The organism is Stutzerimonas stutzeri (genome assembly GCF_002890895.1).
GTDB lineage: Bacteria > Pseudomonadota > Gammaproteobacteria > Pseudomonadales > Pseudomonadaceae > Stutzerimonas > Stutzerimonas stutzeri_AB.
In genome coordinates this window covers 122,157-147,986 of record NZ_POUL01000005.1, presented here as the reverse complement: position 1 = coordinate 147,986, position 25,830 = coordinate 122,157, and the positions used below count along the sequence as shown (strand labels likewise).

General features: G+C 62.2%; 22 protein-coding genes. 7 read left to right on the top strand and 15 right to left on the bottom strand.

Annotated elements, in window-relative coordinates; genetic code table 11:
- The first annotated feature begins 83 nt into the window (after positions 1 to 83).
- Together yrfG and CXK96_RS11135 are read left to right on the top strand one after the other, a co-directional pair.
- Complete coding sequence (gene yrfG / locus CXK96_RS11140; protein ID WP_102836527.1) at positions 84 to 764, top strand: GMP/IMP nucleotidase; 681 nt, start codon at positions 84 to 86, stop codon at positions 762 to 764.
- Positions 765 to 930: 166 nt separating this feature from the next.
- Positions 931 to 3,036, top strand: coding sequence for a PAS domain-containing sensor histidine kinase (locus CXK96_RS11135; protein ID WP_102836526.1), 2,106 nt, complete (start codon positions 931 to 933; stop codon positions 3,034 to 3,036).
- Between the two features lie 72 nt (positions 3,037 to 3,108).
- Here the strand turns inward: CXK96_RS11135 and fdhD are convergent, their stop codons facing one another.
- Complete coding sequence (gene fdhD, locus CXK96_RS11130; RefSeq protein WP_102836525.1) at positions 3,109 to 3,954, bottom strand: formate dehydrogenase accessory sulfurtransferase FdhD; 846 nt, start codon at positions 3,952 to 3,954, stop codon at positions 3,109 to 3,111.
- Positions 3,955 to 4,531: 577 nt separating this feature from the next.
- Here fdhD and CXK96_RS11125 point away from each other — a divergent pair.
- Positions 4,532 to 4,993, top strand: coding sequence for a YMGG-like glycine zipper-containing protein (locus tag CXK96_RS11125; protein ID WP_102836777.1), 462 nt, complete (start codon positions 4,532 to 4,534; stop codon positions 4,991 to 4,993).
- A gap of 88 nt (positions 4,994 to 5,081) precedes the next feature.
- On the opposite strand, the gene CXK96_RS11120 is transcribed toward CXK96_RS11125, so the two are convergent.
- From CXK96_RS11120 to CXK96_RS11105, 4 genes are read right to left on the bottom strand one after another with little or no spacing between them, the layout of a single operon-like run.
- The gene (locus tag CXK96_RS11120; protein ID WP_102836524.1) at positions 5,082 to 5,525 is read right to left on the bottom strand and encodes an acyl-CoA thioesterase; all 444 of its coding nucleotides are present in this window, start codon (positions 5,523 to 5,525) and stop codon (positions 5,082 to 5,084) included.
- Positions 5,526 to 5,584: 59 nt separating this feature from the next.
- Positions 5,585 to 6,748, bottom strand: a complete 1,164-nt coding sequence (locus CXK96_RS11115) for an iron-containing alcohol dehydrogenase (protein ID WP_102836523.1) — start codon at positions 6,746 to 6,748, stop codon at positions 5,585 to 5,587.
- Positions 6,749 to 6,772: 24 nt separating this feature from the next.
- Positions 6,773 to 8,563: an acyl-CoA dehydrogenase C-terminal domain-containing protein gene (locus CXK96_RS11110; RefSeq protein WP_102836522.1), complete on the bottom strand. Its 1,791-nt coding sequence runs from the start codon at positions 8,561 to 8,563 to the stop codon at positions 6,773 to 6,775.
- Between the two features lie 2 nt (positions 8,564 to 8,565).
- Positions 8,566 to 9,804: a 3-hydroxyacyl-CoA dehydrogenase gene (locus CXK96_RS11105; protein ID WP_102836521.1), complete on the bottom strand. Its 1,239-nt coding sequence runs from the start codon at positions 9,802 to 9,804 to the stop codon at positions 8,566 to 8,568.
- 102 nt (positions 9,805 to 9,906) lie between these two features.
- On the opposite strand from CXK96_RS11105, the gene CXK96_RS11100 reads away from it, so the two are divergent.
- Positions 9,907 to 10,821 carry a LysR family transcriptional regulator gene (locus CXK96_RS11100; RefSeq protein ID WP_102836776.1) on the top strand — a complete coding sequence of 305 codons (915 nt, stop codon included), beginning with the start codon at positions 9,907 to 9,909 and terminating at the stop codon, positions 10,819 to 10,821.
- 773 nt (positions 10,822 to 11,594) lie between these two features.
- On the top strand, positions 11,595 to 11,807 hold the full coding sequence (locus tag CXK96_RS11095) for a cold-shock protein (RefSeq protein ID WP_102836520.1): 213 nt from the start codon (positions 11,595 to 11,597) through the stop codon (positions 11,805 to 11,807).
- 50 nt (positions 11,808 to 11,857) lie between these two features.
- Here the strand turns inward: CXK96_RS11095 and CXK96_RS20640 are convergent, their stop codons facing one another.
- From CXK96_RS20640 to CXK96_RS11070, 6 genes are all read right to left on the bottom strand, one after another.
- The gene (locus CXK96_RS20640; RefSeq protein ID WP_146030702.1) at positions 11,858 to 12,151 is read right to left on the bottom strand and encodes a hypothetical protein; all 294 of its coding nucleotides are present in this window, start codon (positions 12,149 to 12,151) and stop codon (positions 11,858 to 11,860) included.
- Positions 12,152 to 12,540: 389 nt separating this feature from the next.
- Complete coding sequence (locus CXK96_RS11090; protein ID WP_102836519.1) at positions 12,541 to 13,104, bottom strand: fructose-2,6-bisphosphatase; 564 nt, start codon at positions 13,102 to 13,104, stop codon at positions 12,541 to 12,543.
- A gap of 131 nt (positions 13,105 to 13,235) precedes the next feature.
- The gene (locus tag CXK96_RS11085) at positions 13,236 to 13,658 is read right to left on the bottom strand and encodes an HPF/RaiA family ribosome-associated protein (protein ID WP_102836518.1); all 423 of its coding nucleotides are present in this window, start codon (positions 13,656 to 13,658) and stop codon (positions 13,236 to 13,238) included.
- A gap of 179 nt (positions 13,659 to 13,837) precedes the next feature.
- Positions 13,838 to 14,419, bottom strand: a complete 582-nt coding sequence (locus CXK96_RS11080) for an Sbal_3080 family lipoprotein (protein ID WP_102836517.1) — start codon at positions 14,417 to 14,419, stop codon at positions 13,838 to 13,840.
- Positions 14,420 to 14,486: 67 nt separating this feature from the next.
- A complete protein-coding gene (locus tag CXK96_RS11075; RefSeq protein WP_102836516.1) occupies positions 14,487 to 15,779 on the bottom strand; it encodes an NTP/NDP exchange transporter in 1,293 nt (430 codons plus the stop codon).
- A gap of 37 nt (positions 15,780 to 15,816) precedes the next feature.
- The gene (locus CXK96_RS11070; protein WP_102836515.1) at positions 15,817 to 16,734 is read right to left on the bottom strand and encodes an aldo/keto reductase; all 918 of its coding nucleotides are present in this window, start codon (positions 16,732 to 16,734) and stop codon (positions 15,817 to 15,819) included.
- 324 nt (positions 16,735 to 17,058) lie between these two features.
- On the opposite strand from CXK96_RS11070, the gene CXK96_RS11065 reads away from it, so the two are divergent.
- Positions 17,059 to 17,202, top strand: coding sequence for a hypothetical protein (locus CXK96_RS11065; RefSeq protein ID WP_256061603.1), 144 nt, complete (start codon positions 17,059 to 17,061; stop codon positions 17,200 to 17,202).
- A gap of 29 nt (positions 17,203 to 17,231) precedes the next feature.
- On the opposite strand, the gene CXK96_RS11060 is transcribed toward CXK96_RS11065, so the two are convergent.
- The gene (locus CXK96_RS11060) at positions 17,232 to 18,866 is read right to left on the bottom strand and encodes a methyl-accepting chemotaxis protein (protein ID WP_102836513.1); all 1,635 of its coding nucleotides are present in this window, start codon (positions 18,864 to 18,866) and stop codon (positions 17,232 to 17,234) included.
- Between the two features lie 327 nt (positions 18,867 to 19,193).
- Between CXK96_RS11060 and CXK96_RS11055 the strand changes: the two genes are divergently transcribed.
- A complete protein-coding gene (locus CXK96_RS11055; protein WP_102836512.1) occupies positions 19,194 to 21,215 on the top strand; it encodes a methyl-accepting chemotaxis protein in 2,022 nt (673 codons plus the stop codon).
- A 17-nt stretch (positions 21,216 to 21,232) separates the two neighbouring features.
- Here CXK96_RS11055 and CXK96_RS11050 read toward each other — a convergent pair whose 3' ends face one another.
- From CXK96_RS11050 to CXK96_RS11040, 3 genes are all read right to left on the bottom strand, one after another.
- Positions 21,233 to 23,158, bottom strand: a complete 1,926-nt coding sequence (locus CXK96_RS11050; RefSeq protein ID WP_102836511.1) for a RecQ family ATP-dependent DNA helicase — start codon at positions 23,156 to 23,158, stop codon at positions 21,233 to 21,235.
- A gap of 251 nt (positions 23,159 to 23,409) precedes the next feature.
- Positions 23,410 to 24,012, bottom strand: coding sequence for a nitroreductase family protein (locus CXK96_RS11045; RefSeq protein WP_102836510.1), 603 nt, complete (start codon positions 24,010 to 24,012; stop codon positions 23,410 to 23,412).
- A 255-nt stretch (positions 24,013 to 24,267) separates the two neighbouring features.
- Complete coding sequence (locus CXK96_RS11040; protein WP_102836509.1) at positions 24,268 to 25,809, bottom strand: phosphoenolpyruvate carboxykinase; 1,542 nt, start codon at positions 25,807 to 25,809, stop codon at positions 24,268 to 24,270.
- Positions 25,810 to 25,830 lie beyond the last annotated feature (21 nt).

Here is a 25,830-nt window from a genome sequence, read left to right as displayed (position 1 = left end):
GGCTTTTTGTGATCGCCGCGAACGCTTTGCATCGAGCCGACCGCTGTCGCACCATTGTGCCAACCGCCGAACAAGAGCCCGCCATGATCGCTTCACTGCCCTGGTCCGAGATCGACACCGTCCTGCTGGACATGGACGGCACCCTGCTGGATCTGCATTTCGACAACCATTTCTGGCTCGACCTGCTGCCCCAGCGCTATGCCGAACGGCATGGCATCAGCCGCGCCATGGCCGAACTGGAGCTGGCCCCGCTGTTCAACGAACATGAGGGCAAGCTTACCTGGTACTGCCTGGACTTCTGGACCCGCGAGCTGAACCTGCCGATTCGTGAGATGAAGCGCGAGATCGCTGACCTGATCGCACTGCGTCCGGCTGCCGACGAATTTCTCGCGGCTCTGCGCGATGCGGGCAAGCGCGTTGTGTTGATCACCAACGCCCACCGCGACTCGTTGTCGCTGAAGCTCGAACGTATCGAACTGGCACCCTGGTTCAATCGTCTGATCAGTTCACACGACTATGGCTTCCCCAAGGAGCAAGCCCAGTTCTGGCATGCCCTGAAAACGGATCTGGATTTCGATCCGGCAACCGCGTTATTCATCGACGACAGCCTGTCCGTACTGCGCAGTGCGCGGGCTTACGGCATCGCTCACCTGCTGGCCATCAGCGAACCGGACAGTCGCCGAGGCAGGAAGGACACCGAAGAATTCACCGCTGTGGACGATTATCTCGAGCTGATCCGCAGCCTGCAGGGCTTCTCGGCCTGACCGAAAGATGCGGGCGTGCTTAACTCAGACGTATGTGTATCCGCCTTATAAGAGACGGCCAGCGGATGATGGAAAAGGCGATCCAGGTGACTGACGTCCAGCGTATACATGAACTCGGCATAGGTGCGATGCGGGTAGAACCCTGGCGCGCCAGAATGGAAGGACTATGGTTGTAGACGCAGGATTCTGGCCTTCCGAGCGCAGCAAAATGGGCCGGCAGATCCGCCTGCACGACTGGAGCACAACGGTGCTGGGCCCGGTCGAGCACTGGCCGACCGTTCTGCGCGTACTGCTCGACACCGTGCTCGAGACGCCGCTGCCAATGTGCATCCTGTGGGGCGAAGCCAGCCTGCAGCTGTACAACGATGCGCATGCCGCTGCCATCGGAGACCACCATCCAGGGGCGCTCGGGGCACCAGTCGCGACATCCTGGGGCGACAACTGGCCGGATCTGCATCATGCGAGCCCGCTCGCTGAGCGCAACCGGACCTGCACACTGCGCAACTATCACCCTGTCGACAGCAGCCTGTCGCCGGGCAGCAATGTTGGCTTCGATATCGCCATCAGCCCCATCCGCGACGGGCAACAGATCGTTGGGCAGCTGCTCTGTCTTCGGCCAAGCGAAGAGGAGGCACTGCGCCGCCGGAACGCTGAAATCAAGATGATCAACGACGCCTTGCCGGTGCTTATCGGCTACGTTGATCGAGATGAGCGCTTTCGTTTCAACAACAGCCACTATGAAAGCTGGTATGGCTTAAGCCCCGAGTCGCTATACAGCAAAAGCGTTCGCGAGGTCATCGGTGAAGAGGCCTATGCCATTCGCGAGGCTCACATCAAGGCGGCACTGGCCGGCCAGGAACTGAGCTTCGAAGCCTACAGCTCGCACCGCGACGGCAAACCACGCCAAACCCAGGTCCAATACCTGCCGCGCCGCGACGACCAGGGTGAGGTACAGGGCTTTTTCGTGCTGGCTCAGGACGTCACCGAGCGCTGGGAAGCAGAACAGGCGCTGCGTGAGCTCAACGAGACGCTGGAAAGTCGGGTACAGGAGCGCACCGAGGCGCTGGCGGAAGTCTACGAGCGCCTGCTCAAGGAAATGGCCAGTCGTGAGCAGGCGCAGGAAGCGCTGCGCCAGGCGCAGAAGATGGAAGCGGTGGGCCAGCTCACCGGCGGCATCGCTCACGACTTCAACAACATGCTCACCGGCATCATCGGTGGGCTGGACCTTATCCAGCGCTACAACCAGACCGGCCGACACGCCGAAACCCAGCGTTTCATCGACGCGGCGGTCACCTCGGCCAACCGCGCGGCGGCGCTCACCCACCGGCTGCTAGCCTTTGCCCGTCGCCAGCCGTTGAATCTCAAGCGGGTCGACATCAATGCGCTGGTCGAGTCCATGCACGACCTGATGGTGCGCACACTGGGCAGCCACATCCTGGTCGACGCTCAGCTGCAGCCGGACCTGTGGCCAGCCCACAGCGACGACAACCAGCTGGAAAGCGCACTGCTCAACCTGGTCATCAACGCCCGCGACGCCATGCCCGACGGCGGCAGCCTGTATATCGCCACGGCCAACGTGATGCTGCAGCAGCCCGGTGAGATCGGTGACATGGCCCCCGGGCACTACGTCAGCCTCAGCGTGATCGACAGTGGCTGCGGCATGACGCCGAAGGTCCTGGCGGCTGCGTTCGAGCCATTTTTCACCACCAAACCCATCGGCCAGGGCACCGGGCTCGGCCTGTCGATGATCTACGGCTTCGCCCGCCAGGCCGGCGGCCATGTGCAGATCCGCAGCGAGCCGGGCCAAGGCACCGAGGTCACCCTCTACTTGCCGGCACACTGCGATCTTCAAACTCAGGTTGTACCTGACGCCCCTGCCGAGCAGGTGCCGAAAGCGCTGCAGGGCGAACGGGTGCTGGTGGTGGAGGACGATGCCGCGGTGCGCATGCTGGTCATGGACGTGCTGGACATGCTCGGCTACCGCGCTCTGGAAGCGGCCGAGGCCAACGCGGCGGTGGCTATCCTGGTCAGCGGTGAACCGCTGGACCTGCTCATTTCCGATGTCGGCCTGCCCGGCATGAACGGCCGTCAGCTGGCCGACATCGCACGCCAGCTGCGGCCCACCCTGCGCGTCTTGTTCATGACCGGCTACGCCGAACAGGCGGCCAGCAGCGGCTTTCTCGACAAGGGCATGGACATGATCAGCAAACCCTTCACCATCGACCTGCTGGCCACGCGCATCCGCGCCATGCTGGCCCAGGAGCTCGAGTAGAGCCGTGCAGGTACAGCGGCGTCAAAAACGTCTAGGGGTGCCGTTTGCATGCAAACGGCGGAAACCCGAAGGTTAGCGGGGATGCGCGCGCTCGGCCGTAAGCGCCGGGCTGTAGACCCGCGGCGCGCTGTGGTGCGGCAGATGGATCAGGTTGAGCCGGTGCTGGCGCGCCCAGCGCACGCTGAGATCGGTCGGTGCTGAAAGGCTGACCAGCGTAGACAAACCCGCACGCACAGCCTTGTGGATCAGCTCCAGGCTGCAGCGGCTGGTGACCACCGCGAAGCCCCGACAGCCGTCACGCCCTTCGCGGCGCAGCGCGCCGATCAGCTTGTCCAGCGCGTTGTGCCGGCCGATGTCCTCACGGCACAGCACGATCTCGCCATGTTCGTCGACAAACAGTGCTGCGTGCAGCGCACCGCTTTGCCGCGCCAGGCGCTGCGCATCGTTGATCCGCGCGCGCAGCTCCTGCAGGTGCGCGGCCGGCGGTAAGGGGCTGGACACCAGCGGGGTCAATTGCGGTAGCGCCTGGTCGATCGCCTCCACCCCGCACAGACCGCAACCGCTGGTACCGGCCAGGTTGCGGCGCTGTTGTTTGAGTGCCCAGAACGCTCGATTGCCGATCTCTACCTCGGCGCTGAACGCGTCGCCGCGCCGACTGAGCTGGATGTCGTAGATCTCGTCGACGCTGCCAACCAGCTCGCCGCTCAGGCTGAAGCCGACGACGAAGTCCTCCAGCGCGCTGGGCGAGACCATCATCACCGCGTGGCTGATGCCGTTGTAGGCGATGGCCAGCGCGCACTCCTCGGCCAGCACCGCGTCGCCCGTATTTTCCGAGGCATTCAGCTCCGCATAGCTATAGGCGGCCGGCGCCGAACTGGCGATGGGCGCGGCAGCATTCAGGGGTGCAGGACGAGGCATATCGAACTTTCCTTGCAGGCGTGCTGTAAGAATATCCGACTCAGGGCTGTACCTGCGGTTCGATCTGCTCAGGCTCAGCCTACGAGGTGGTGGTCGGGCTCTGCTCAGGGCCGACGCACCGGGTGGCTGATCGTATCTCGAGCATGGAGAGCGATGACTATCCAACTCTAATCGAGCGGCAACTACGCGGACCATCACCAAGCGTCAAACCCATTCAACAGGTACCAGGCTGCTCGGCATATTCACTGATCGAGTTCGCCTCGGCAGCGCCTCCATCAACGAGGCGCTCCTTTGTCGAACGCACCCAGACGTCAACATTTGTATTCAGCAGGCCGCACGGTAGCGGCCTGCCACTTGTTAGCTAAACGATGAAACCAGTCAATGAGTGACGCCCTGACGCGGCGCTGAGGTCGGGCTCCACGAGCCTTTTCCGGGCGGAGAAGAGGCGGACGATTTGGCTACATGTGAACCACGTCCAGGTTTTGCGAACCCGATGGCGGCCCGTGGAACCCGGTACCGGCAAAGCCGGTCTATGACGGCAATTTCGCCGCACGCCGGCTTTGCTATCGAGGTGTACATGAAGTCCCTGCAGCTGATAGTTCTTTCCCTTGGCCTGACCTACGGCGGTATCGCCGCCGCGAGCAACACCGAAGCCGCTGTCGGCGGAGCATTGGGCGGTGCACTCGGCTCGGTCGTCGGTGAGCATCTTGGCGGCTCGACGGGCGCCACGATCGGCGCCGGTGTAGGCGGCGCTGCGGGCGGCATGGTCGGCGCCGACAAGCGCAGCCGCACCGAAGCGGCCATTGGTGGTGGCCTTGGCGCAGCGGGCGGTAACGTGATCGGCCAGCACGTCGGGGGCAGCACCGGCGGCCTGATTGGTGCAGCCGTGGGTGGCGGCGCAGGCGGCGCGATCGGCAATGCCTACGGCGACGATGACGACTATCGCAATGACCGTCGCTACCGTGACGACCGCCGTTACTACGGCCACCCAGGCAAAGCCAAGGGACACTGGAAGCACAAACACAAGCATCACCGCTGAGTCAGCCGCTCCGTAGCGCGGCGCGACCATCCACAGTGAAACGGCCGAAAAAGCTCGGCCGTTCAGCTGTCTACCGCAGAGCTGAGGTTTATCCGGCCGTCATCACCAGCGCTTCGAGCGCCTGCCGCAAACCGCTCGGGATCGGCGTCGGCCGGTTGCTGGCGCGGTCCACGAACACATGCACGAAGCGCCCCGCCGCACAGGCCTGCGCTTCGCCTGCCTTGAAAATCGCCAGCTCGTACTGCACCGAACTGTTGCCAAGCTTGCCGACCCGCAGCCCGACTTCCAGCACATCGGGAAAGGCGATGGAGGCGAAGTAGTCGCACGAAGAACTGACCACGAACCCCACCACCTCGCCTTCGTGAATATCCAACCCGCCACGCGCAATCAGATAGGTGTTAACCGCGCTGTCGAAATAGCTGTAGTAGACGACATTGTTCACGTGGCCATAGATATCGTTGTCATGCCAGCGCGTAGTGATCGGCTGGAAGTGACGGTAATTGGCGCGCAGGTGCTGCGGTTGTTCGGCCATTCGAGAAGTCCTTGTTCAGCAAACCGGCACACCGCAGGCGACGCGGTGCACCAACAGGGTCAGTACGCGGCGCGGTAGATGGCCAAGGCATCAGCCTCGGTCACTTCGCGTGGATTGTTGACCAGCAGGCGTTGCTGGAGCATCGCCTCCTTCGCCAGTTGCGACAGCATGTCCTCCGGCACACCGGCGTCGCGCAAACGGGTCGGCAGACCGACACGTGCACTCATCTGCTCGAATTCCTCGATCAGCTGCTCGGCATAAGTCGACGGATCATCCTTGCGCAGCCGATCACCAAGGATGATCGGCGCCAGCTCGCCGTAATGGGTGGTCGCCGCATTGACGTTGAAACGCAACACCTGCGGCAGCACCAGCGCGTTCGACAGCCCGTGCGGAATGTGGAAGTTGCCGCCCAGCGGATAGGCCAGCGCATGCACCGCAGCCACGGGGGCGTTGGCGAAGGCCTGCCCGGCCAGGCAGGCACCGAGCAGCATGGCCTGGCGCGCCTCGCGGTTGCTGCCGTTGTGTACGGCTTCGTCGAGGTTGGCCGCCAGCAGACGCAGCGCCTCGCGCGCCAGCAGGTCGGACATCGGGTTTTTCTTCAAAGCGCTGGTGTAGGCCTCAATGGCATGCACCATGGCGTCGATCCCGGTGGCGGCCGTCACCGCCGGTGGCAAGCCGAGGGTAAGGTCAGCGTCGAGCAGCGCCAGGTCCGGCAGCAGCAGGGGCGAGACCACGCCCATCTTGGTGGTTTCGCCGGTGGTGATAATGGCGATCTGAGTGACCTCGGAGCCGGTGCCTGCGGTGGTCGGCACCTGAATCAACGGCAAACGCTTGCCCTTGGCGTTACCGACGCCGTAGATATCCTGCAGGGTCTGGGTGTTGTCCGGGTGTGCCAGAAGGGCCACCAGCTTGGCGACATCCATCGAGCTGCCGCCACCAAAGCCGATCACCAGATCAGCGCCAGCTGACCGGGCCTGCTCGACGGCGGCCAGCACGATGGCTTCCGGCGGATCAGCGACGACCTGATCGTAAACGGCGACCTTCAACCCTTCCGTCTCGAAACCCGGAAGCACCTCGTTGAGCAGGCCGAAGCGGGTAATCCCAGGATCGGTCACGACCAATACGGAACGCGCCTCGCGCTCCTTGCAGAGACTGGCCAGCCGGCGCGACGAGCCGGGCTCACAAATCAGTTGGGCGGTTGTGGCAAAGCTGAACGGATGCATCGGTGCCTCCTGTGATCGATTAGCTCAAAACGCGAAGTCGCTTTCTGGCAGCGCCATCAGGCAATCGGCACCGCCCTGGATTGCCTCACGATGCGCACTGGCCCGCGGCAGTACGCGACGCAGGTAGAAGTCCGCGCTGGCCAGCTTGGCCTGGTAGAACGCCTCATCTCCAACCCCTTGCTCCAACGCGTCCTGCGCCCGCGCTGCAGCCTGTAGCCAGAGCCCCGCCAACAACACATAGGCCGAGTACTGCAGGAAATCCACCGACACCGCGCCGATTTCCTGCGGGTCCCGCCCGGTGGCGGCGATGATCTCGGCGCTCAGCTCACGCCATTCACCGATCCGAGCCTGTACCTTGCTGGCCATGGCTTGCAGTGCTGGCCGGTCAACCTGCTGGTCGCAAATCTCGCTGAACTCGGCCTGCAGCGCTGACAGTTCAGTGCCGCCATCGCCGAGCAACTTGCGGCGGATGTAGTCGAGCGCCTGGATGCCGTTGGTGCCCTCGTACAGCTGAGTGATGCGGCTGTCGCGCATCAGCTGCTCCATGCCCCACTCGCGGATATAACCGTGGCCGCCGTAGACCTGCACGCCGAGGCTCGCGACCTCCTGGCCCATGTCAGTGAAAAAGGCTTTGACGATGGGAATCAGCAGCGCCGCGCGCTTGCTTGCGGCCTTGCGGTAGCTCGGTTCGGGATGGCCATGTTCAAGGTCCAGCTGCCGGGCGCAATACGCCGCCAACATCCGACTGCCCTCGACCAGTGTCTTCTGCGTCAGCAGCATGCGCCGCACGTCCGGGTGAACAATGATCGGATCAGCCACCTTGTCCGGATGCTGAACACCGGCCAGACCGCGCGACTGCAGCCGCTCACGTGCATAGGCCAGCGAGCCCTGATAGGCCTGCTCGGCGATGCCCAGGCCCTGCAGACCGACCTGGAAGCGCGCGTCGTTCATCATGGTGAACATGCACGCCAGGCCCTGATTGGGCTCGCCGACGACCCAGCCGGTGGCGCCGTCGAAGTTCATCACGCAAGTGGCCGCGCCCTTGATGCCCATCTTGTGCTCGATGGCGCCGCAGGAAAGCGCGTTGCGCTCGCCGGGCGTACCATCGGCCTTGGCGATGAACTTGGGTACCAGCAAGAGGCTGATGCCCTTCACGCCGGCCGGTGCATCCGGCAGGCGTGCCAACACCAGGTGCACGATGTTCTCGCTCATGTCGTGCTCGCCGCCGGAGATGAAGATCTTGCTGCCGCTGACCTTGTAGCTGCCGTCCGCTTGGGGCTCGGCCTTGGTCCGCAACAGCGCAAGATCGGTGCCGGCCTGCGGCTCGGTCAGGCACATGGTGCCGCTCCAGCTGCCGCTGACCAGTTTTTCCAGATAGCCGTTCTTCAGCTCGTCGCTGCCGTGCTTGTACAGCGCCAGTACCGCGCCTTCAGTAAGGCCCGAGTAGATGCGGAACGACAGCGAAGCGCCCATCAGCATCTCGTGGAAGTTACAGGCGACCAGCTGCGGGAAGCCCTGGCCACCGTACTCGGTCGGCCCGGTCATGCTCGCCCAGCCGTTGTCGACGTACTGCCTGTAGGCCTCGACGAAGCCCTGCGGGGTGCGCACCTCGCCGTTTTCAAGGGTCACGCCCTCTTCGTCGCTGTTGCAATTGAGCGGTGCGATTTCGCCGCCGGTGTAGCGCGCCGCTTCTTCCAGCACGCCGTCGATCAGCTCACGGTCCAGGCCGTTGCCGAGCAGCTCGCAATGAGCGCTGGCGTCGAATAGCTCGTGCAGTACGAAACGCATGTCACGCAGGGGGGCCTTGTACTCCATGCTCAGGCTTCCTTTTTGTAGTCAACGAAGCAACTGCCGAGCGTGGCCAGGCTGTCGATCAGCTCGGCCGGCTGCCAGTGCGGCCCGTGGCGCTCGGCCAGTGCATTCAACCGGTCACGAATGGCTGGCAGGCCTTGGCGATCAGCCCAGGTCATCGGCCCGCCGACTTCGGCCGGGAAGCCATAGCCGTAGAGGTAAACGGTGTCGATATCAGCACTGGACTCGGCCATGCCTTCTTCAAGAATCTTCGCGCCTTCGTTGACCAACGCCAGCAGGCAGCGCTCGAGAATTTCTTCGCTGCCAATTTCGCGACGTTGAAAGCCGAGCCGCTCGGACTCGCGCTGCACGAGCGCGTCCACTTCCGGGTCGTGTTCGGCCTGGCGGCTGCCCTCGGCGTAGCGGTAGTAGCCCATGCGGGATTTCTGACCGAAGCGGCCAAGCTCGCAGAGGCGGTTGTCGATCTGCACCTCAGGCTCATCCTGGCCCTTACCGGCCAATTCGCGCGAACGCCATTCCAGGTCGATGCCGACTACGTCGTACATGCGGAACGGCCCCATAGCAAAACCGAAGCCCTGCAGCGCAGCGTCTACCTGGTGCGGGTAAGCCCCTTCGAGCAGCATCATTCGTGCTTCCCGCACATAGGTCGCGAGCATGCGGTTGCCAATGAAGCCCTGGCAGTTGCCGGCGATCACGCTGACCTTGCCCATGCGCTTGCCGAGTTCAGTGGACGCCTTGAGCACGGCTTTGGAGGTCTCCGCGCCGCGGACGATTTCCAGCAATTTCATGATGTGTGCCGGGCTGAAGAAGTGCAGTCCCACGACCTGCTCCGGGCGCCGGGTGACGGCGGCGATGGCGTCGATATCCAGTGCCGAGGTGTTGCTGGCGAGAATGCCGGTGGGCTTAACGATGCCGTCCAGTTCGCGGAAGATGGTCTGCTTTAGCTCGAGGTTCTCGTAAACGGCTTCGATCACCAGATCGACATCGGCTAACGCCTGATAATCGGCCGCTTTGCTGATGCAGGCGCGACGTGCAGCCGCCTGAGCCTCGTCGATCCGCCCCTGGCGGACGTTATGCGCGTAGGTGTCGGCCACGACGCCCAACGCCTGGTCGAGCATCTCGGGATTGTTGTCCAGCCACAGCACCTGCACACCGGCGTTGGCCAGGCTCATGACGATACCGCGGCCCATGGTGCCCGCGCCGATCACGGCGGCGGTCTGGATATCGAAACCGGTTTGGCTCATAGCAGCTGTCCTCATCGCAAGGCGGAAAAAACTGGAGACCAACCATAGACGAAGACGCTACTATTTTTGAAATTTAGTCTTGTGATGTTTCAGATTCATCCGATGAATATCTATAACTTTGACCTCAACCTCCTTCGCGTGCTGGACGCCCTGCTACGCGAACGCAATGTCTCCCGCGCTGCGGAGCGGCTTTCGCTCAGCCAACCGGCCGTCAGTAATGCACTCAATCGTCTACGCGAACTGCTCGATGATCCGCTGCTGGTCCGTGTTGGCCGCGCCATGCAACCGACGCCGCGCGCGCTGAGCCTGGAGGCGCCGATCCGCGATGCGTTGCAGCAGATCGAGCACACCTTGAATGCCGGGGATTTCTTCGATCCGAGCACCAGCCGCCAGCGCTTCGTCATCGCCGTGACCGATTACGTCGAGCTGGTCTGCATGCCTGCGCTAATGGCTCGCCTGGCGAGCGTGGCACCGGGGATTCAGCTCGCCATCGAGCATCTGACCCCAAGCCTGCCGGTCGAAGCGCTGGATGACGGCAAGCTGGATCTGGTTCTCGGCCGCTTCGTCGAAGTGCCGACCCGTTTTCATACCCGACGCTGGGCCAGCGAAACCTTGCAGATTGCGGTGCGCAAGGGTCATCCGTTGGTTGGCAAGACACTGGACCTCGACGGCTTTTTGCGCCTGCGCCACCTCTGGGTCCACGGCGGACAGACGCGCGGCATGGTCGATCAATGGCTGGAGGAGCAAGGACTCAGCCGCGATGTGGTCTACACCACCCCGAACTACCTGCAGGCCGCACATATCGTCGCGCGTAGCGATCTGGCCGCGGTGCTGCCGACGCAGCTGGCGCGCTATTTCGCGGAGATGCTACCGCTCCAACTGTTTGACCTGCCCTTCGATCTCGGTAGCTTCCGGCTGGATATCGTCAGCGTTGCGCAACGTGAACGGGATGCTGCCCTGCAATGGCTGATCGAACAGATCGTCGCGATAAGTGAACACGACAGTCTGCCGCGGTGAAGCGATAGGCTGCGCTGTGGCACCACGTGCCGCGGTTGCCGGAACGTTATGGCATTCCCGGCGGTTTTCCATGGGCAACAAAAAACCCGCCGAAGCGGGTTTTTCCTGACCATCCGAATCCTTCCGGGTGCCTTCCTGGCGATGGTCGATCTTCCTTGATCCTGAGCGCGTCCTGCGCTTCAGAGCTGGGCATAGATTAATCATCCGGCCGTGCAAGCTGAAGAGCAAAAGACTGGGATCCTTGTAAGCCTTTCGCTATAGGAAGGGACAAACGCATCGTCGGGAGCCTCTCTAAGCGCTGACTCGAAACAAACTCTGGAGCAATGCGCTTGAGGCGTTAACGTAGCGCTGTCGCTTCTGCGCTATCGCCGCACGGGCCATGGAGATTGGGCTAATGTCAGACCGTAATCTCTCAATGCAGGCGCGAACTGGCCGCCAGCCGAGCGATAAACGACCCATAAAGTTTCGGCGAAATTTCACAACATTTAATCTTATGAAAACGGCGAGATATGTGACTGTAAATAACGGAGATAACAGGCTAACTCATTTTTTGTAGATGCTCAGTAGTCACCTTCTTGAAACAGCCTTAGGCAAACAATGCTGTACATATCTTTTTATGTGCGTATATTCCGGGTCACTGCTTCGCAATTAACACTTCGACACCCGGCATGATGTTTCTCTGTTTCATCTCCTCGGATCGTTTTGCTTCTCGCTTCTCAGTCTCGGCGCCGGACAATTCAGCGCTGCAGCCTTAATACACCTGGGAGATACTCATGTCTACTCGTCAAAATGGCACAGTTAAATGGTTCAACGATGAAAAAGGTTTCGGCTTTATTACGCCGACCGACGGCAGCGAAGACCTGTTCGTTCATTATCGTTCGATCGAAAGCGCAGGTTTCAAAAGCCTGAGCGAAGGCCAAGCAGTTTCTTTCCTGGCCACTAAGGGCCAGAAAGGAATGCAGGCTGATCAGGTTCAAGTCTCTTAAGACGCCTGAAATAAAAAGCCCCGCTTCGGCGGGGCTTTTTTTCGTCTGGATTATTTAAATTCAGTTATAAAGTACTGCCCAGCCACGGGAATATTTGAGTCACTGGTAATTTCAGAGATAAACCAGACGGTGACTTCATAAAGCATCAGCATGGCAGAAGCCAAATCTTGCCGAAACAGTCTGTGGCTTGGCCAGGAAGCATTTTCCGAGCGCCGCCAAACTGTGCTGCGCAATGCCTGACGCGAAACGCGTGTGCAGGGTGCGGAAAAGCAAAAACCCGCCGAAGCGGGTTTTTCTGACCTATCCGATTCCATTCGAGCGCCTTCCTGGCAATGGTCGATCATCCTGATCCTGAGCGCTTCCTGCGCTTCAGAGTGGGCATAGATTAATTACTTGAACGCAGGAGCTGTAGTCGTGATCGCGCAGATTCATGTAAGCCTTTGGCTATTCGCACCGCCGAGGCCCAACCCTGACACCCTTGCAAATCCCACGCCTCACGCAAACTTTGCGTCGTTATGTCGGCTTTTCATCCAAAACGTCGGGATTTAGCTGCCATCGGCCTTTTTGAGGGCAGGCGATGAATCATGGAGCCCCGTTCAACAACCCTATTTTTTCTGAGTATTACCCCTGACTTTGCCTCATCAATGGCCGCGGTTGTTGGATCGTCCGATTTTCAGGCCTGCCTTCGCCCACGTCTGCGCTGTCACTGCCGCCAACCTTGAGGACATACGAATCAGGATGGCTTGCGGTAGCGGCTCGGATGCCAGTAGCCCGACAGCAGCGGCAGTGCCGGCCCTTGCCAGCCCCGTCGGCGCAGCTGCGTGGCGATCAGTGCGTTCATGATCTTGTGCCCCATCAGCAACACGCTGCCATGCGTTTCCGCCAGCTCGATAAGCCTGTCGGCCGCGACACTCGCACGTCGCCTCGATTCGCTCACCGGCTCGGTGTGACGTGCGAAACCAAGGAACCAGGCCGTGCGAAACGTAATACGCCAGACACGAGAAGGCATCAACGGATAAGCCCAGTCCGGATAAGGCAGATGGGCCTCGGCAAACAAGGGATCGGGCTGGTGCAGGCATTGGCAGTCCAGATGGTCGCGCGACTCCACGCAGCGCATCAGCGAGCTGCAGACGACAATGCCAACCGACTCAGCAAGACGTCGCAAGGCTTCCGGCCGCTCGCTGCCCACAACACTGGCGGCATTGTAAACCTCGACCCAGTGCTTCATGCCGGCTGGCGTACTCCATGGGTCGGCGTTGTGGTCAGGCCGCCCGTGACGCACCAGGATGATCTGCATGAAGGGACTACCCGAGGAGGACATTGCTCATTCGAAACGCAACGGCAAGGGCTGGTTCCGGACTGCAACGATAATGAGGAGTGAAGCGGGTTTAGCTGGGAAGGCCCTGGTAAAGACCAGGGCCGGACGCCTTACTTGTCGAGCTCTTCCTGTTTTTCCAGGAATTCCTCTTCGAGCATCGCATCCTTTACCGCCTGCGGTTGCTCGTCACGCAATGGATCATTGAGTTCGCCGCCAGAGAGTACCTTGGTGTCCAACTTGCCGATCAGGTGCTCAAGGGCGTGGCGCATCTTCTCCGCGGCACCTTCAACCGCCAACTGAAGGGATTCGGCCTTGTGTGTCACCGATACGGCCTGATGGCCCTTCGGGCGGGCTTCGATCTGGCAGCGCTTGTCATCAGCGCCGGCCTTCTGTGCATTCTCGTCGCTGACGTGTACTTCGATGCGAGTGAGGAAATCGTCGAAACGCTCCAGCCGCTCCTCTACGGTCGAACCGACCCACTCATGCAGCTCGACACTGCCGGGGATGTGGTGGCTGTTGACTTGAACATGCATACGACTACTCCTGATTGATGACGTACCTACTAAGGTTCGAGGCGTCTGTACCGCCGAGGTTCAGCGGTTTCGTCTGGCTGAATTGTCTCCAGCGGCGGACAGGCCTTCGCTGACCCAGATCAGTGAAGCGCTTGAGCTCCGAAAGCCAGCGCTTCGAAGCCCCCAGCCGCCTGAGCCTGCTACTCCTCCATCAGCTGACGATAGCGGCGTTGATATTCCTCGTAAGACAACGTCTCATCCTGCAACCGTTGCAGTTGCTGCTGACGGTACGCGTGCGGGCTCAGCGGCGCACTCACAACGGCCTGCGGCCTTGCGACACCCAGGCCGCTGGCCCCGTCGGGGAACAGTTGGTCGGTGAGTTCAGCAATCTTGTTTTCGGCGCTGATGAATTTGTCTGGGCGACCACTGCCCCAGCGCGCGTCGTATTCGGCCTGCCCCACCTGACGCCCCTGCTCGTAGACGCGGATGTCGGCGTAACTCATGTAGAGCAAAAGGTCCCAGCGCCAGATCCCGGTGTAAGTGGTGCTCAAGGAACAGCGGTCGGGTTTGCTGCCGGCCGCCAACTGACGGACCTTGAATCCCTTGTCACTGAGCAACTGCTGATAGGTGGTGTTGAAGCCGGCGCGAAGCCCAACGGCCGGAATGGCACAGATCTCCGGCGCCAGCTCGGGCGACAGATGCGCAGCCGTAACGGTCTGCTTGATGCTGCAGCCGGTGATGGAAAGCGAGGCGAAAAGAAGATACGGCAAGGCGACGCGCATCGGGACATCCTGTCTGGAGAAAATTGCGGGCATTTTGCCAGTATTCAATCAGTTCCGCGTGCCTTACCTATTCTCGCCCGCGTTGCCTGCTGACCTGGTCGGCTCGCACGCCGAGCCGCCAGCCCACCCCACCCCAGACCGCCGCGCTTGCCGCGCCAACCAGAGCGACCAGCCAGACACCCTGGCCAAGGCTGTCGAGCAGAGCCTTGCCCCAGCCGCTGAGGGCATCACCACCGCGATAGATCACGGTATCGATGAAGTTCTTCGCCTTGTATTTGCTCTCGGCATCCAGCGGCGCGAACAGCATCTCTCGGCCTGGGCGAACAAACGCATATTCACCGATGCGGCGCACGATCATAACCGCCGCCAGCACGGCAAAGCTCGGTGCCAGCGCCAAGCCGATGAACCCCAGACAGACCAGCGCAGGCACTGCGCTGAGCAGCACCCGCACCCCGAGTCGCTGCGCGATACGCCCGGTGATGAACAGCTGCGAGAGCAGTGCGCCAGCCTGCACGACGAAGTCGATGGCACCGAAGACTCGCACCTGCTCTGTACGCTCCGGAAACAGCTCGGCCACCAACCGCGCCTGTTCGAAATAGAGAAAGGTGCTGGCGGTGGTCAGCAGCAGCACGAAGGCAGCGATGCCCAGCAGATTGCGCGAGCCCAGCACCCGGGTCAGCCCGCTGAACGGATTACCCATCACCGGTCGCCGCGGGCTTTCGGCGTGTTCGGCACCGGGGCGGCCGGCACCCAGCACTTCGCGCCATGCCATCAGGTAGTGCTTGATCGCCACCGCTACCGCCAGTAGCAGAGCCGCCAGCAGCATCAGGCCGAACTGCCCGAGCACGCCGACGAGCAACGTGCTCAGGGCCGGCCCCATCAGCCCTCCGACGCTGGCACCGGCCGCAATGAAGGCGAACAGCCGACGCGCCTGGGGTGCGTCGAACACATCGGCCATCAGGCTCCAGGCAACCGAGACCACGAACAGGTTGTAGACCGAGATCCACACGTAGAACACCCGCGCCAGCCAGATGCTCTCGCGCAGAAGAAAGAACAGCCCGGCAAACAGCAGCAGGTTGAGGCAGAAGAAGCCGTACACCCAGTCGATGTAATGGATGCGCGCCACGCGCGAGTTGAGCCAGGCGAACAGCGGCACCGCTACCAGCATGGCGACGAAGGTCGCGGTGAACAGCCACTGCAGGTTCTCGACGCCGCCCTGAATACCCATCGACTCGCGGATCGGCCGCAGCATGAAATAGCCGGTGAACAGGCAGAAGAACAGCGCGAACCCTGACAGCGCCGCGCGCAGCTCGCCCGGGCGGGCATTGATCAGCGCGGCGGCACGCGCGGCAAACGGCATGATCATCCAGCCCCAGCCCGGAGTCCCTCAGCCACGGTCATCGGAAGGCTTCGACAATCATTTCCCGCTGGCGCGCGTCCGGCAACCGGCCCTGGCCGGCCATGAGGTTGTCAGCCATGTAGCGCGGATTGGATGTGGCAGGTATCACCGTGGTCACCGCGGGCTCGGCGAGAATAAACTTGAGCAGCAACTGCGCCCAGGAGCCGGCATCGATGTCTGCCGCCCAGCCCGGCAACGGCTTGCCCTTGACCCGCGAGAGCAGGTTGCCACGGGTAAAGGGCCGGTTGATCAGCGTGGCAATGCCGTGCTCGGCGCAATACGGCAGCAACCGCCTTTCAGCATTGCGCTCGCTAACCGAATAGTTGAACTGAACGAAATCGACAGGCTCCTGCTTGAGCACCTCTAGGAGCCGGTCATGGGCGGATTCGACATAGTGAGTCACGCCTATGTAGCGAATACGGCCCTGCTCCTTGAGAGTGCGGAGCAACTGGAGCTGGGTGCGCGTGTCCTGCAGGTTGTGCACCTGGATCAGGTCGATCACTCCGGTCTGCAGCGCCTCGAAGCTCTTTTCGATCTGCGCCACACCACGCTCGCGGCCGGTGGCGGAAACCTTACTGGCCAGAAACACCTGCCTACGTACATCGCCGCGCTGGACCAGCTCACCCACCACCCGGTCAGCATTGCCGTAGCTCGGCGCGGTATCGATCACCCGTGCGCCACCCTCGACGAGCACCCGCAGCACCTCGAGCAGGGTTCGCATCTCGTCATCGTCGAGCTGAACGTCATGTGTCCGCGAGGTTCCCAGCCCGATCACCGGAAGCATCTCGCCGGTCGCGGGAATCGCGCGCTGGCGTAACGGTTCGGCCCCTCTTGCCAGCAATGGCAGCAGCGGCCCGAGGGCGGCGACAGTAGCTAACAGGACGGAACGACTGAGCAGCAGGCGGCGAGTCTGCATGAGCGGATCTCCAGGTCGGGCGGCGGCGACCTTTGAGTATGGTCGACACAGCCAGGAGCGCCGGTTGATATCCACGCTAGAGCTTTTCCGATTGTGACAGCGCTGCGATGGCAGACGCTGGGGGATGGCAGCCACCCCGAATGACAGCCCATCGGGACAGTCTTCACGATAGTGGCATTATGCTTTCATTTCGGGTTTACTTCGCCGCCAGAACGGTACAGGTCGGCTCCGCGCGACCAAATGAGCCATGGCTTGCTATCCATCGAGAGGACGATGCACCCATCCCCTTCACGTTCCAGCGCACAACCGACCAGCGCAGCACCCGTGAGACGACGCCGCCAGCGGCAGCGCCTGATCAGCCTGGCCTATGCGCTCGGGCTGCTGCTGGTGTTTATGCTCAGCCTGTTGTTGTTACCGGACGACACCGGGCTCGGCAAACTGCTGTGGGGCGTACGCGTCCCCGGTTAGCCGGACGCCGTGCAAGCGCGGGCGCCAGTTCAGACCTGGAAGCGCCCCACCAGGCTCGCCAGAGTCTGCGACAGCCCGGACAATTGCTGACTGGCCTGCATGCTCTTCGTAGAATTGGCAGCCGCATCATCGGACAGGTCGCGTATATCGCTGATGTTACGCGCAATCTCCTCGGTCACGCTGCTCTGCTCCTCGCAAGCCGTGGCAATCTGCGCCGCCATGTCATTGATGCGCTGTACCGACTCCGCCGTGTCGGCCAACACCTGATCGACGCCGGCAGCACGTTCCACACTGTCGCGCGCCTTGCCACTGCCGGCGTGCATGGCCTGCACGGCCTTGGCAACCCCGCTCTGCAACCGCTCGATGCGTAGCTGGATGTCCTTGGTCGAATCCTGAGTACGGCCTGCCAGCGCCCGCACCTCATCCGCCACCACGGCGAAACCGCGACCCTGCTCCCCAGCGCGGGCGGCCTCGATGGCGGCGTTGAGCGCAAGCAGGTTGGTCTGTTCAGCGATGCCGCGAATCACTTCGAGTACCGCACCAATGCTGGCGGTCTCTTCAGCCAAGACCTCGATGGTCTGCGAGGTACTCTCCACCTCCTGCGCCAGCTGGCGGATTGACTGGACGGTGCTGGTGACTACCGCTGCGCCCTGGCTTGATTGCTGTTGCGCATTCCGCGCCGCATCAGAAGCGTTCTGTGCGTTCAGCGCAACTTCATGCACCGCAGCGCTCATTTCCGTCGCCGCCGTGCTGACCTGGTCCACGGCCGCATGTTCGCTGCTGATCAGTTGATCGTTCGTCGCCGCCATCCTGGCCATATCACGCGCCGCTGCATCGACTTCTCCGGTAACCCGACCGACTTCGGCGATCAGCGGTTGCAGCTTGTCGAGAAAACGGTTGAAGGCATTGCCGAGTTGGCCCAGCTCGTCGGCCGACCGCACATCCAGCCGGGCGCGCAGGTCGCCGTCGCCCTCGGCAATCTGCTGCACACGCTCAAGCAAACGCTGCATCGGCCGCAGCACCACCAGAGGCAGACCCACCACCAGCAACACGCAGCCGAGCAGACCAACAGCCAACACGGTGATCTGCTGTTCTGCTGTCGCCGCGCCTTCAGCGATGGCGGCCTCGCCTTCGCTGTTAGCCGCCGCCGCTTCAAGATCGCCCAGCTTGTCGATGGCATCACGCATGGCATCGAAGCTCGACTCGCTTTCGCCAAAGCTCAGTGCACTGGCGGCCAGCGGATCGAGGTCGATCTGCTCGATCACCCGCTGCGAGACCCCAGACCATTGCTGAAAGCCACGGTTGAACTGCTCGACCAACGCCAGCGCTTCCGAACTTGGCTGCATGGCGGCGTACTGCTGCACGCGGTCGTAGGCCTGCTTGAGGTTTTCCGCATGGCTGGCCCTGAGCGCCTGGACGTGGTCGCCCGCATCGCTGTCGAGCAGGCTGCGCTCGGCGACAAAGGCCTGATACAGGTCACGGTCGGCATTGAGCAGCAGCCCGATGGCGGGCAGGTGCCGTGTCGCCAGCTGCTGGCTCGAATCGGCCACATGGTTGACGCCACGCATGCCGACGACCCCCATCAGCACCAGCAGCAGCGCCAGTGCCGCAATGGGCAGGGTAATTTTCCAGCGGAATCCGAGATCGGTGAACAAGCGAGACATGGCGTCGCTCCTAGTGAGGCTTTCCTTGCTATCGGCCACAACCACTGCGGCAACAGGTCGCTCGTCGACAATTGCACAGCCGCAGTCGACTTCCGTTGAGCCACGTCAACTCGAGTCGCCCCTCCCTCAGTACTTCCGGATGAAGACCATGGTGGCATGGCGATCTTTTATCCAGCGGCCGATAACGTCACTGAGGACGGCACCACCGAGCGGCATGCGCCTCACGGCCACGGTGGCGATAACAACAACTAGCTTCTGATCGATGGCTGATCAGTGCGGGAGCGGCCGAGTGTCCCGCTTCCTTTTCTAAAAGCGCGAGTAAAGCCCATGATTTCGCTTTCCCGATTCAAGCCAGGCCACACGCAATCCAGCGGCACGGCAAGTCTGCTCTGCTCGGCCCAGCAGCTGGCCCAGCAGCTCGCCGCCTTGCGCTTCGACCCGACCTACATTGCCGGCTTCGTCTCGCCGCATGTGAATCTGGATGACGTGGCAAGACAGGTGTCGCAGCGTTTTCCGCAGGCAACGATCAGCCTGTGCACCACGGCGGGCGAACTCTCCAGCGAGGGCCAGCGGCTCTACTGTGCCACCGGCGCGCAATGGGATCGGGTGGTGCTGCAGCTGTTCGACGCCAGCGTCATCGCCGCCGCCGAGATCGTTCAGGTCCCCCTGGAAAGCGAAGACATCCGCGGCCAGGGCAACCGCATGAGCATGGCGCAGCGGATCGCCAAACTGACGGCCTCGATCAAGCGAGTGCAGGTGTCGATGAAGATCGACTACCGCGACACCCTCGCCAACATCTTCTTCGACGGGCTCTCCGCTTCGGAATCCTTCTTCATGGAGGCGCTGTACGAGTCCGGGCGCTTTCCCTGCCTGTTCGTCGGCGGCTCGGCCGGTGGCAAGCTGGATTTTCAGAAGACCCAGCTGCATGACGGCAAGCGCAGCTACCAGAACCACGCGCTGATCGTCTTTCTCAAGTGTGCGCGGGATGTGCGTTTCGGGGTGTTCAAGAGCCAGAACTTCGAGCCCACGTCGCTCAGCCTGAGCGTGCTCAGTGCCTCGCTGGAAGAGCGCTACATCAGCCAGGTGATCGATTCCCGCGGCAACATCCGCAGCATGGTCCAGGCACTGTGCGAGGCGCTCAAATGCGCGCCAAAAGAGCTGGAGCAGCGGCTCTCCGACTACTCCTTCGCCATCCGTGTAGGCGAAGAGGTTTTCGTCCGCTCGATCTCGCAGATCGACTTCGCCAACGAGCGCGTGCACCTGTTCTGCGACGTTGCGCCCGGTGAGGAGCTGATCATGGTCAAGCGCACCCCGCTGGCCGAAACCACCCGCCGCGACTACCAGAAATTCATGCAGAACAAGCCCGGCAAGCCGCTGGTGGGCATCCTCAACGACTGCATCCTGCGTCGTCTGAACAACGAGCAGGCTCTGGGTGGCATGGACCCGGTGTTCGATGACGTTCCAGTGGCCGGTTACTCGACCTTTGGTGAGATTCTCGGCCTCAACCTCAACCAGACACTGACCGCGGTGTTCTTCTTCCGCACCAACGGCAAGGATGAGTTCCACGACGAGTACACCGACAACTTCATCGCCTACCACGGCGAGTTCAAGGCGTTCTTCCTGCGCCGGCAGATAAAGAAGCTGACCGGCCTCAGCCAGGTGGTGGTCAAGCAGATCGAACAGTTCAAGCGCCAGGACTACAGCAGCGCGGTGGACGTCAACGGCCTCGACGAGCACATCCGCCCGGTGTTCCGCGGCCTGGCCGACCTTGGCCAGGTGCTCTCGCAAGCCGATGAGGAGCGCCGCTCGATGTCCGAGCAACTGAGCCAGTGCGCCACCGAACTGCACGGCTCGATGGATGACCTGACGCTGAACATCAACCAGCAAGGCACCGTCATCGAACAGGCCGGCAGCTCGGTCAAGCAAATGGTCCATCAAGCAGATGAGGTGGTCAGCAGCGCCCGCGATCTGGCGCAGTCGAGCCAGCGCATTCAGTCGGTGGTGCAGACCATTCAGCAGATTGCCGGGCAGACCAATCTGTTGGCCCTGAACGCTGCCATCGAGGCCGCACGCGCCGGGGAGCAAGGTCGCGGTTTCGCAGTGGTGGCCGACGAGGTGCGCAAGCTGGCCGAGATCACCGGCAAGAACGCCGAGGAGATCGGCACCGACATCGACCGCCTGGCCAGCGAGATTCGTGCGGTGGCGCAGCACATCGAGACCCAGTCGGCCGGTGTCGGCTCGCTGACCGGCTTGCTGGATGCGCTGGAAAACTCGAGCAACCTCACCGCCGGTACGTCGAGGCAAACCAAAGGTGTCGCCGACCGGCTGATCGGTCTGACCGCGCGCTGAAGTTCTCCGCCACTGATCTAGCGCGTCAGGCGCGCGCGAACCTCGGCGTAGGGATAGGCCTCCAGCGAGGCGAAACCGGGGATCTGGCGCGCTTTGAGCTTGGTAAATACCGGCACGCTGATGCCGCAGAGAAAGCGCGTCAGGCACTCGGCGCCCGGCGCATCGCCCTTGAGTTGCCGGTAGCGCTGAATGACATCGGCGCAACGCGCGCTCAGATCCATCTGCGCCAGAGGCGCCAGGGCTGGCGGTTCCGGCAGTTGCGCGGCCTGTCCGCGACAGACCGAGCAATGCCCGCAGCGCTGCGGTGCCTGGCGATCACCGAAATAGGCGGCCAGCCGCTGACTCAGGCACTCGGCGGACTCGAACAGCGCCAGCATGTTGTCGATGCGGGTGATTTCGCTGGCTTCATGCCCCTTGAAATAGGCATGCAGCTCGCCACTCAGGGCGTCGGCATCGAAACGCGGATCGAGCAGCGCATAGACCTCGGTCATCTGCTTGCTCTCCAGCTCGATCCAGCCCTTTTCCTGGAAGTACTCCAGCGCCTTGACCACTCGCGCGCGGTCGGCGCCGTGCTGCCCGTAGAGCGCGTCGAAATCCAGGGTGCACCAGGTTCGCGCCCGTGCTGAGCTGTGCACGATGGCCTCGACGAACTGCCGCCGCTCGCCGTCGAACTTCGCCACCAGCGCCTCGGGCTCGAGCAGGTATTTGAAGCGGTACTCAGCGAAATAGGCGAAACGTGGCGCAATGATGCCGCGCAACTCCAGTTGCACCAGCAGAGTTTTCAATGGCAACTGGCGGATGTTGCTCTGGTCCGACAGCTGGTTGAGCATCAGCTCCCACTGCCCGCCGGCGCCGGCTTGCAGCAACTCATCGAGCACGCAGCGGATGCCTTCGCGTTCCGGCGTGTCGCCGTAGACGAAGTTCTGCAGCACGCTGAGGCTGTCGCGGTTGGCCAGTACCAGGCAATCGGACGGCTGGCCGTCGCGTCCGGCACGGCCGATCTCCTGGCTGTAATTCTCCACCGACTTGGGCAGGTCGTAGTGCACCACGTTGCGGATATCGGCCTTGTCGATACCCATGCCGAAAGCGATGGTGGCGACGATGCAGTTCAGCTCGCCGTGCATGAAGCGGCGCTGGATCGCTTCGCGCGCTTCATGGGCCATGCCGGCGTGGTAGGCGCTGGCCGGAAAGCCGCGCTGCGCCAGATGCTCGGCGACCTGCTCGGCCGTCTTCTGCTGGGTGACGTAGACAATGGTCGGCTGACCGCCCTTGTCCGCCAGCCACTCCACCAGCCGCCGCTGCTTGTTGAAGCCGCTGACCGGCTCCACCAGCAGATTGAGATTGGGCCGGTAGAAACCGGTGGTGACCACGTCGTCCGCGGCAATCAAGAATTTGGCCTGCATATCGGCGATCACCGGCGGCGTCGCCGTCGCGGTCAACAGCAGCACCTGGGGGATATTGAACTGCCGCTGGTAGTCGGGAAGCTTGAGGTAATCCGGGCGGAAGTTATGCCCCCACTCGGAGATGCAGTGCGCCTCATCGACCACCAGCAAGGAGATCGGCACCTGGCTGATGAAATTGCGAAAGCGCTCGTTCTTCAGCCGCTCCACCGAAATCATCAGGATCTTCAGCTCGCCGGACTTGGCCCTCGCCATGGTCTCGCTGGCCTGCTCGCGGCTCTGCGCGGAATCGATGCTACCGGCAGCGATGCCGTGGCGCTGCAGAAAAGCCAGTTGATCCTGCATCAAGGCCAGCAACGGCGAGACGACCAAAGTCAGATGTGGCAGCAGCAATGCCGGCAGCTGGTAGCACAGCGATTTGCCCGAACCAGTGGGGAAGATCGCCGCCGCCGAACGACCGGCCACCACCGCGCGGATGGCCTGTTCCTGGCCGGGACGAAAGCCGTCGTAGCCGAATGTCTGCTTGAGGGTCTGCTCGATCATGCGGGGTCACGCCTTGGACGGGAGGCCGAAGGGTAACAAAAGGAGGGAGACGGTACAGCAAAGCGACCGGCACGCGCGGACAGCGCTGCAAACGTAAACAGGCATCGCGTTTGGGCAAGCCGCGATGCTCGCGCTTTGAGACTGCAAACGCAGCGGGCTAGCGTCGTCAGCAACAGGCAAAAACACACCGCCGCGGAAAGTGCCGCGGCGGCGCAGAGACAGAGAACGCTTCGCGCGCTCGCTCGGATGATTCAGAAGCGGTCGCGGATGATCACTTCGTCGAACGGCAGCTTGCCCACGCGGGGCTTGGGGTCGACCGTGCGCTTACCGACCGCGACCATCATGGCGATGACGTGGTTATCCGGCAGGTTGATCAGCTTGGACACCGCATCGAAATCGAAGCCGTCCATGGGGCAGGAATCCAGGCCCTTGCCACGTGCAGCAAGCATCAGCGTCTGCGCCATCAGGCCGCAGCTGCGCATGGCCTCGTCACGCTGTACCTGCGGCTTGCCGCGGTAATAGTTGTCGATGGCGCCGGCCATGTAGTCCTGAACTTCAGCCGGAGCACCGTCCCAGACGCGGCGGACGTTCTTTTCCCAGCTGTCGACCTGAGCACAGACCACCACCAGCATCGAGGCATCGGTCATCTGCGCCTGATCCCAGCCCACCTCGCGGATCTGCGCGCGCAATTCCGGGTTACTCACCTCGACGAAGCGCACGTGCTGCAGGTTGAACGCGGACGGTGCCAGCAACGCCAACTGCAAGAGCTCGTCCTTCTCTTCGCGGCTGAGCTGAAAGCTGGGGTCATACGCCTTGACAGCGCGGCGGGTCTGGATGGCTTCTTCGATTTGCATGGCGTGGCTCCAATGGGGTGAAAGTGATCGTTATGCTATGGGCCAACAGCCATCGAATCCATCCGTCTTGGTTGATAGAAGTTATCAACCGAACCGATGAAGGATTCGGGTTCAATGTCTCGCAGTTCGGGACGGCGGCACTCGTGGCCAATCCCGCCAAGGGCGACCGGAAGGCCATCGACATAGTGAACCGGCAGAAAAACGCCCATGAAAAAGCCGCCCGGGGGCGGCTTCTCCAACGCTTGGCGTTACAGCTTAGAGCTGCGGGCCAGCGGCCTTAATGGCGTCGGAAACGTCGAACTTCTTGAAGTTCTCGACAAACTTGTTCGCCAGCTCCTTCGCGGCCTCGTCGTAGGCGTTGCCATCGGACCAGGTATTGCGCGGGTTGAGCAACTGGGTGTCGACACCGGTGACGGCCTTCGGCACGTCGAGGTTGATGATTGGCAGATGCTCGGTTTCTGCACCCACCAATGCACCGCTCTGGATCGCAGCGATCACGGCACGTGTGGTCGGGATGTTGAAGCGCTTGCCGACGCCATAGCCACCGCCGGTCCAGCCGGTGTTGACCAGGTAGACCTTGGAGCCGAACGCCTGGATGCGCTTGATCAGCAGTTCGGCATAGACACCGGCCGGCCGTGGGAAGAACGGCGCGCCGAAGCAGGTGGAGAAGGTCGACTTGATGCCGCTGCCCGAACCCATTTCGGTAGAGCCCACCAGTGCGGTGTAGCCGGAAAGGAAGTGGTAAGCCGCCTGTTCTTCGTTAAGGATCGACACCGGAGGCAGAACACCGGTCAGGTCGCAAGTCAGGAAGATCACTGCGTTCGGCTCGCCGCCCAGGTTCCTCTCACTACGCTTCTCGACGTATTCCAGCGGGTAGGCTGCGCGGCTGTTCTGGGTCAGGCTGTCATCGGTGTAGTCGGCGGCGCGCTCACCGTTCAGTACGACGTTTTCCAGCACGGTGCCGAACTGAATAGCTTTCCAGATGACCGGCTCGTTCTTCTCGGACAGGTCGATGCACTTGGCGTAGCAACCGCCTTCGATGTTGAACACTACGCCAGTGCCCCAGCCGTGCTCGTCGTCGCCGATCAGATGACGCGATTCGTCTGCCGACAAGGTGGTTTTGCCAGTGCCGGAAAGACCGAAGAACAGCGTCACGTCGCCATCGTCGCCAATGTTGGCGGCGCAGTGCATCGGCAGCACGTCTTTTTCCGGCAGCAGGTAGTTCTGCACCGAGAACATGGCCTTCTTCATCTCACCGGCGTAGCGCATGCCGGCGATCAGCACTTTCTTGGCGGCGAAGTTGATGATCACGCAACCATCGGAGTTGGTGCCGTCACGCTCGGGCACGCACTCGAAGTTGGCCACGTTGAGTACCTTCCACTCTTCCTTGCCGGCCGGGTTGTAGGTTTCCGGGTTGATGAACAGCTGGCGACCGAACAGGTTCTGCCACGCGGTGGCGGTGGTCATCTTGACCGGCAGGTAGTGATCCTCGGCGGAGCCAACATGCACGTGAGAAACGAAGAAATCCTGGCCGCGGTTGAACGCCTCGACGCGATCCCACAGCGCATCGAACTTGTCGGCCGGGAACGGGCGGTTGATCGGCCCCCAGGCAATGGAAGCCTGTGTGCTGGGCTCCTCGACAATATAGCGGTCAGCTGGCGAACGACCGGTCCGGTGGCCGGTTTTCACGACGAGCGCGCCAGTGGCGGCCAATTCACCTTCACCGCGCTTGATGGCTTCTTCGACCAGTTGAGCGGTGCTGATGTCGATGTATACGGCGTTAGTGGCTTGCGTCATGAGTTTCCCGTCGGCCCTGGG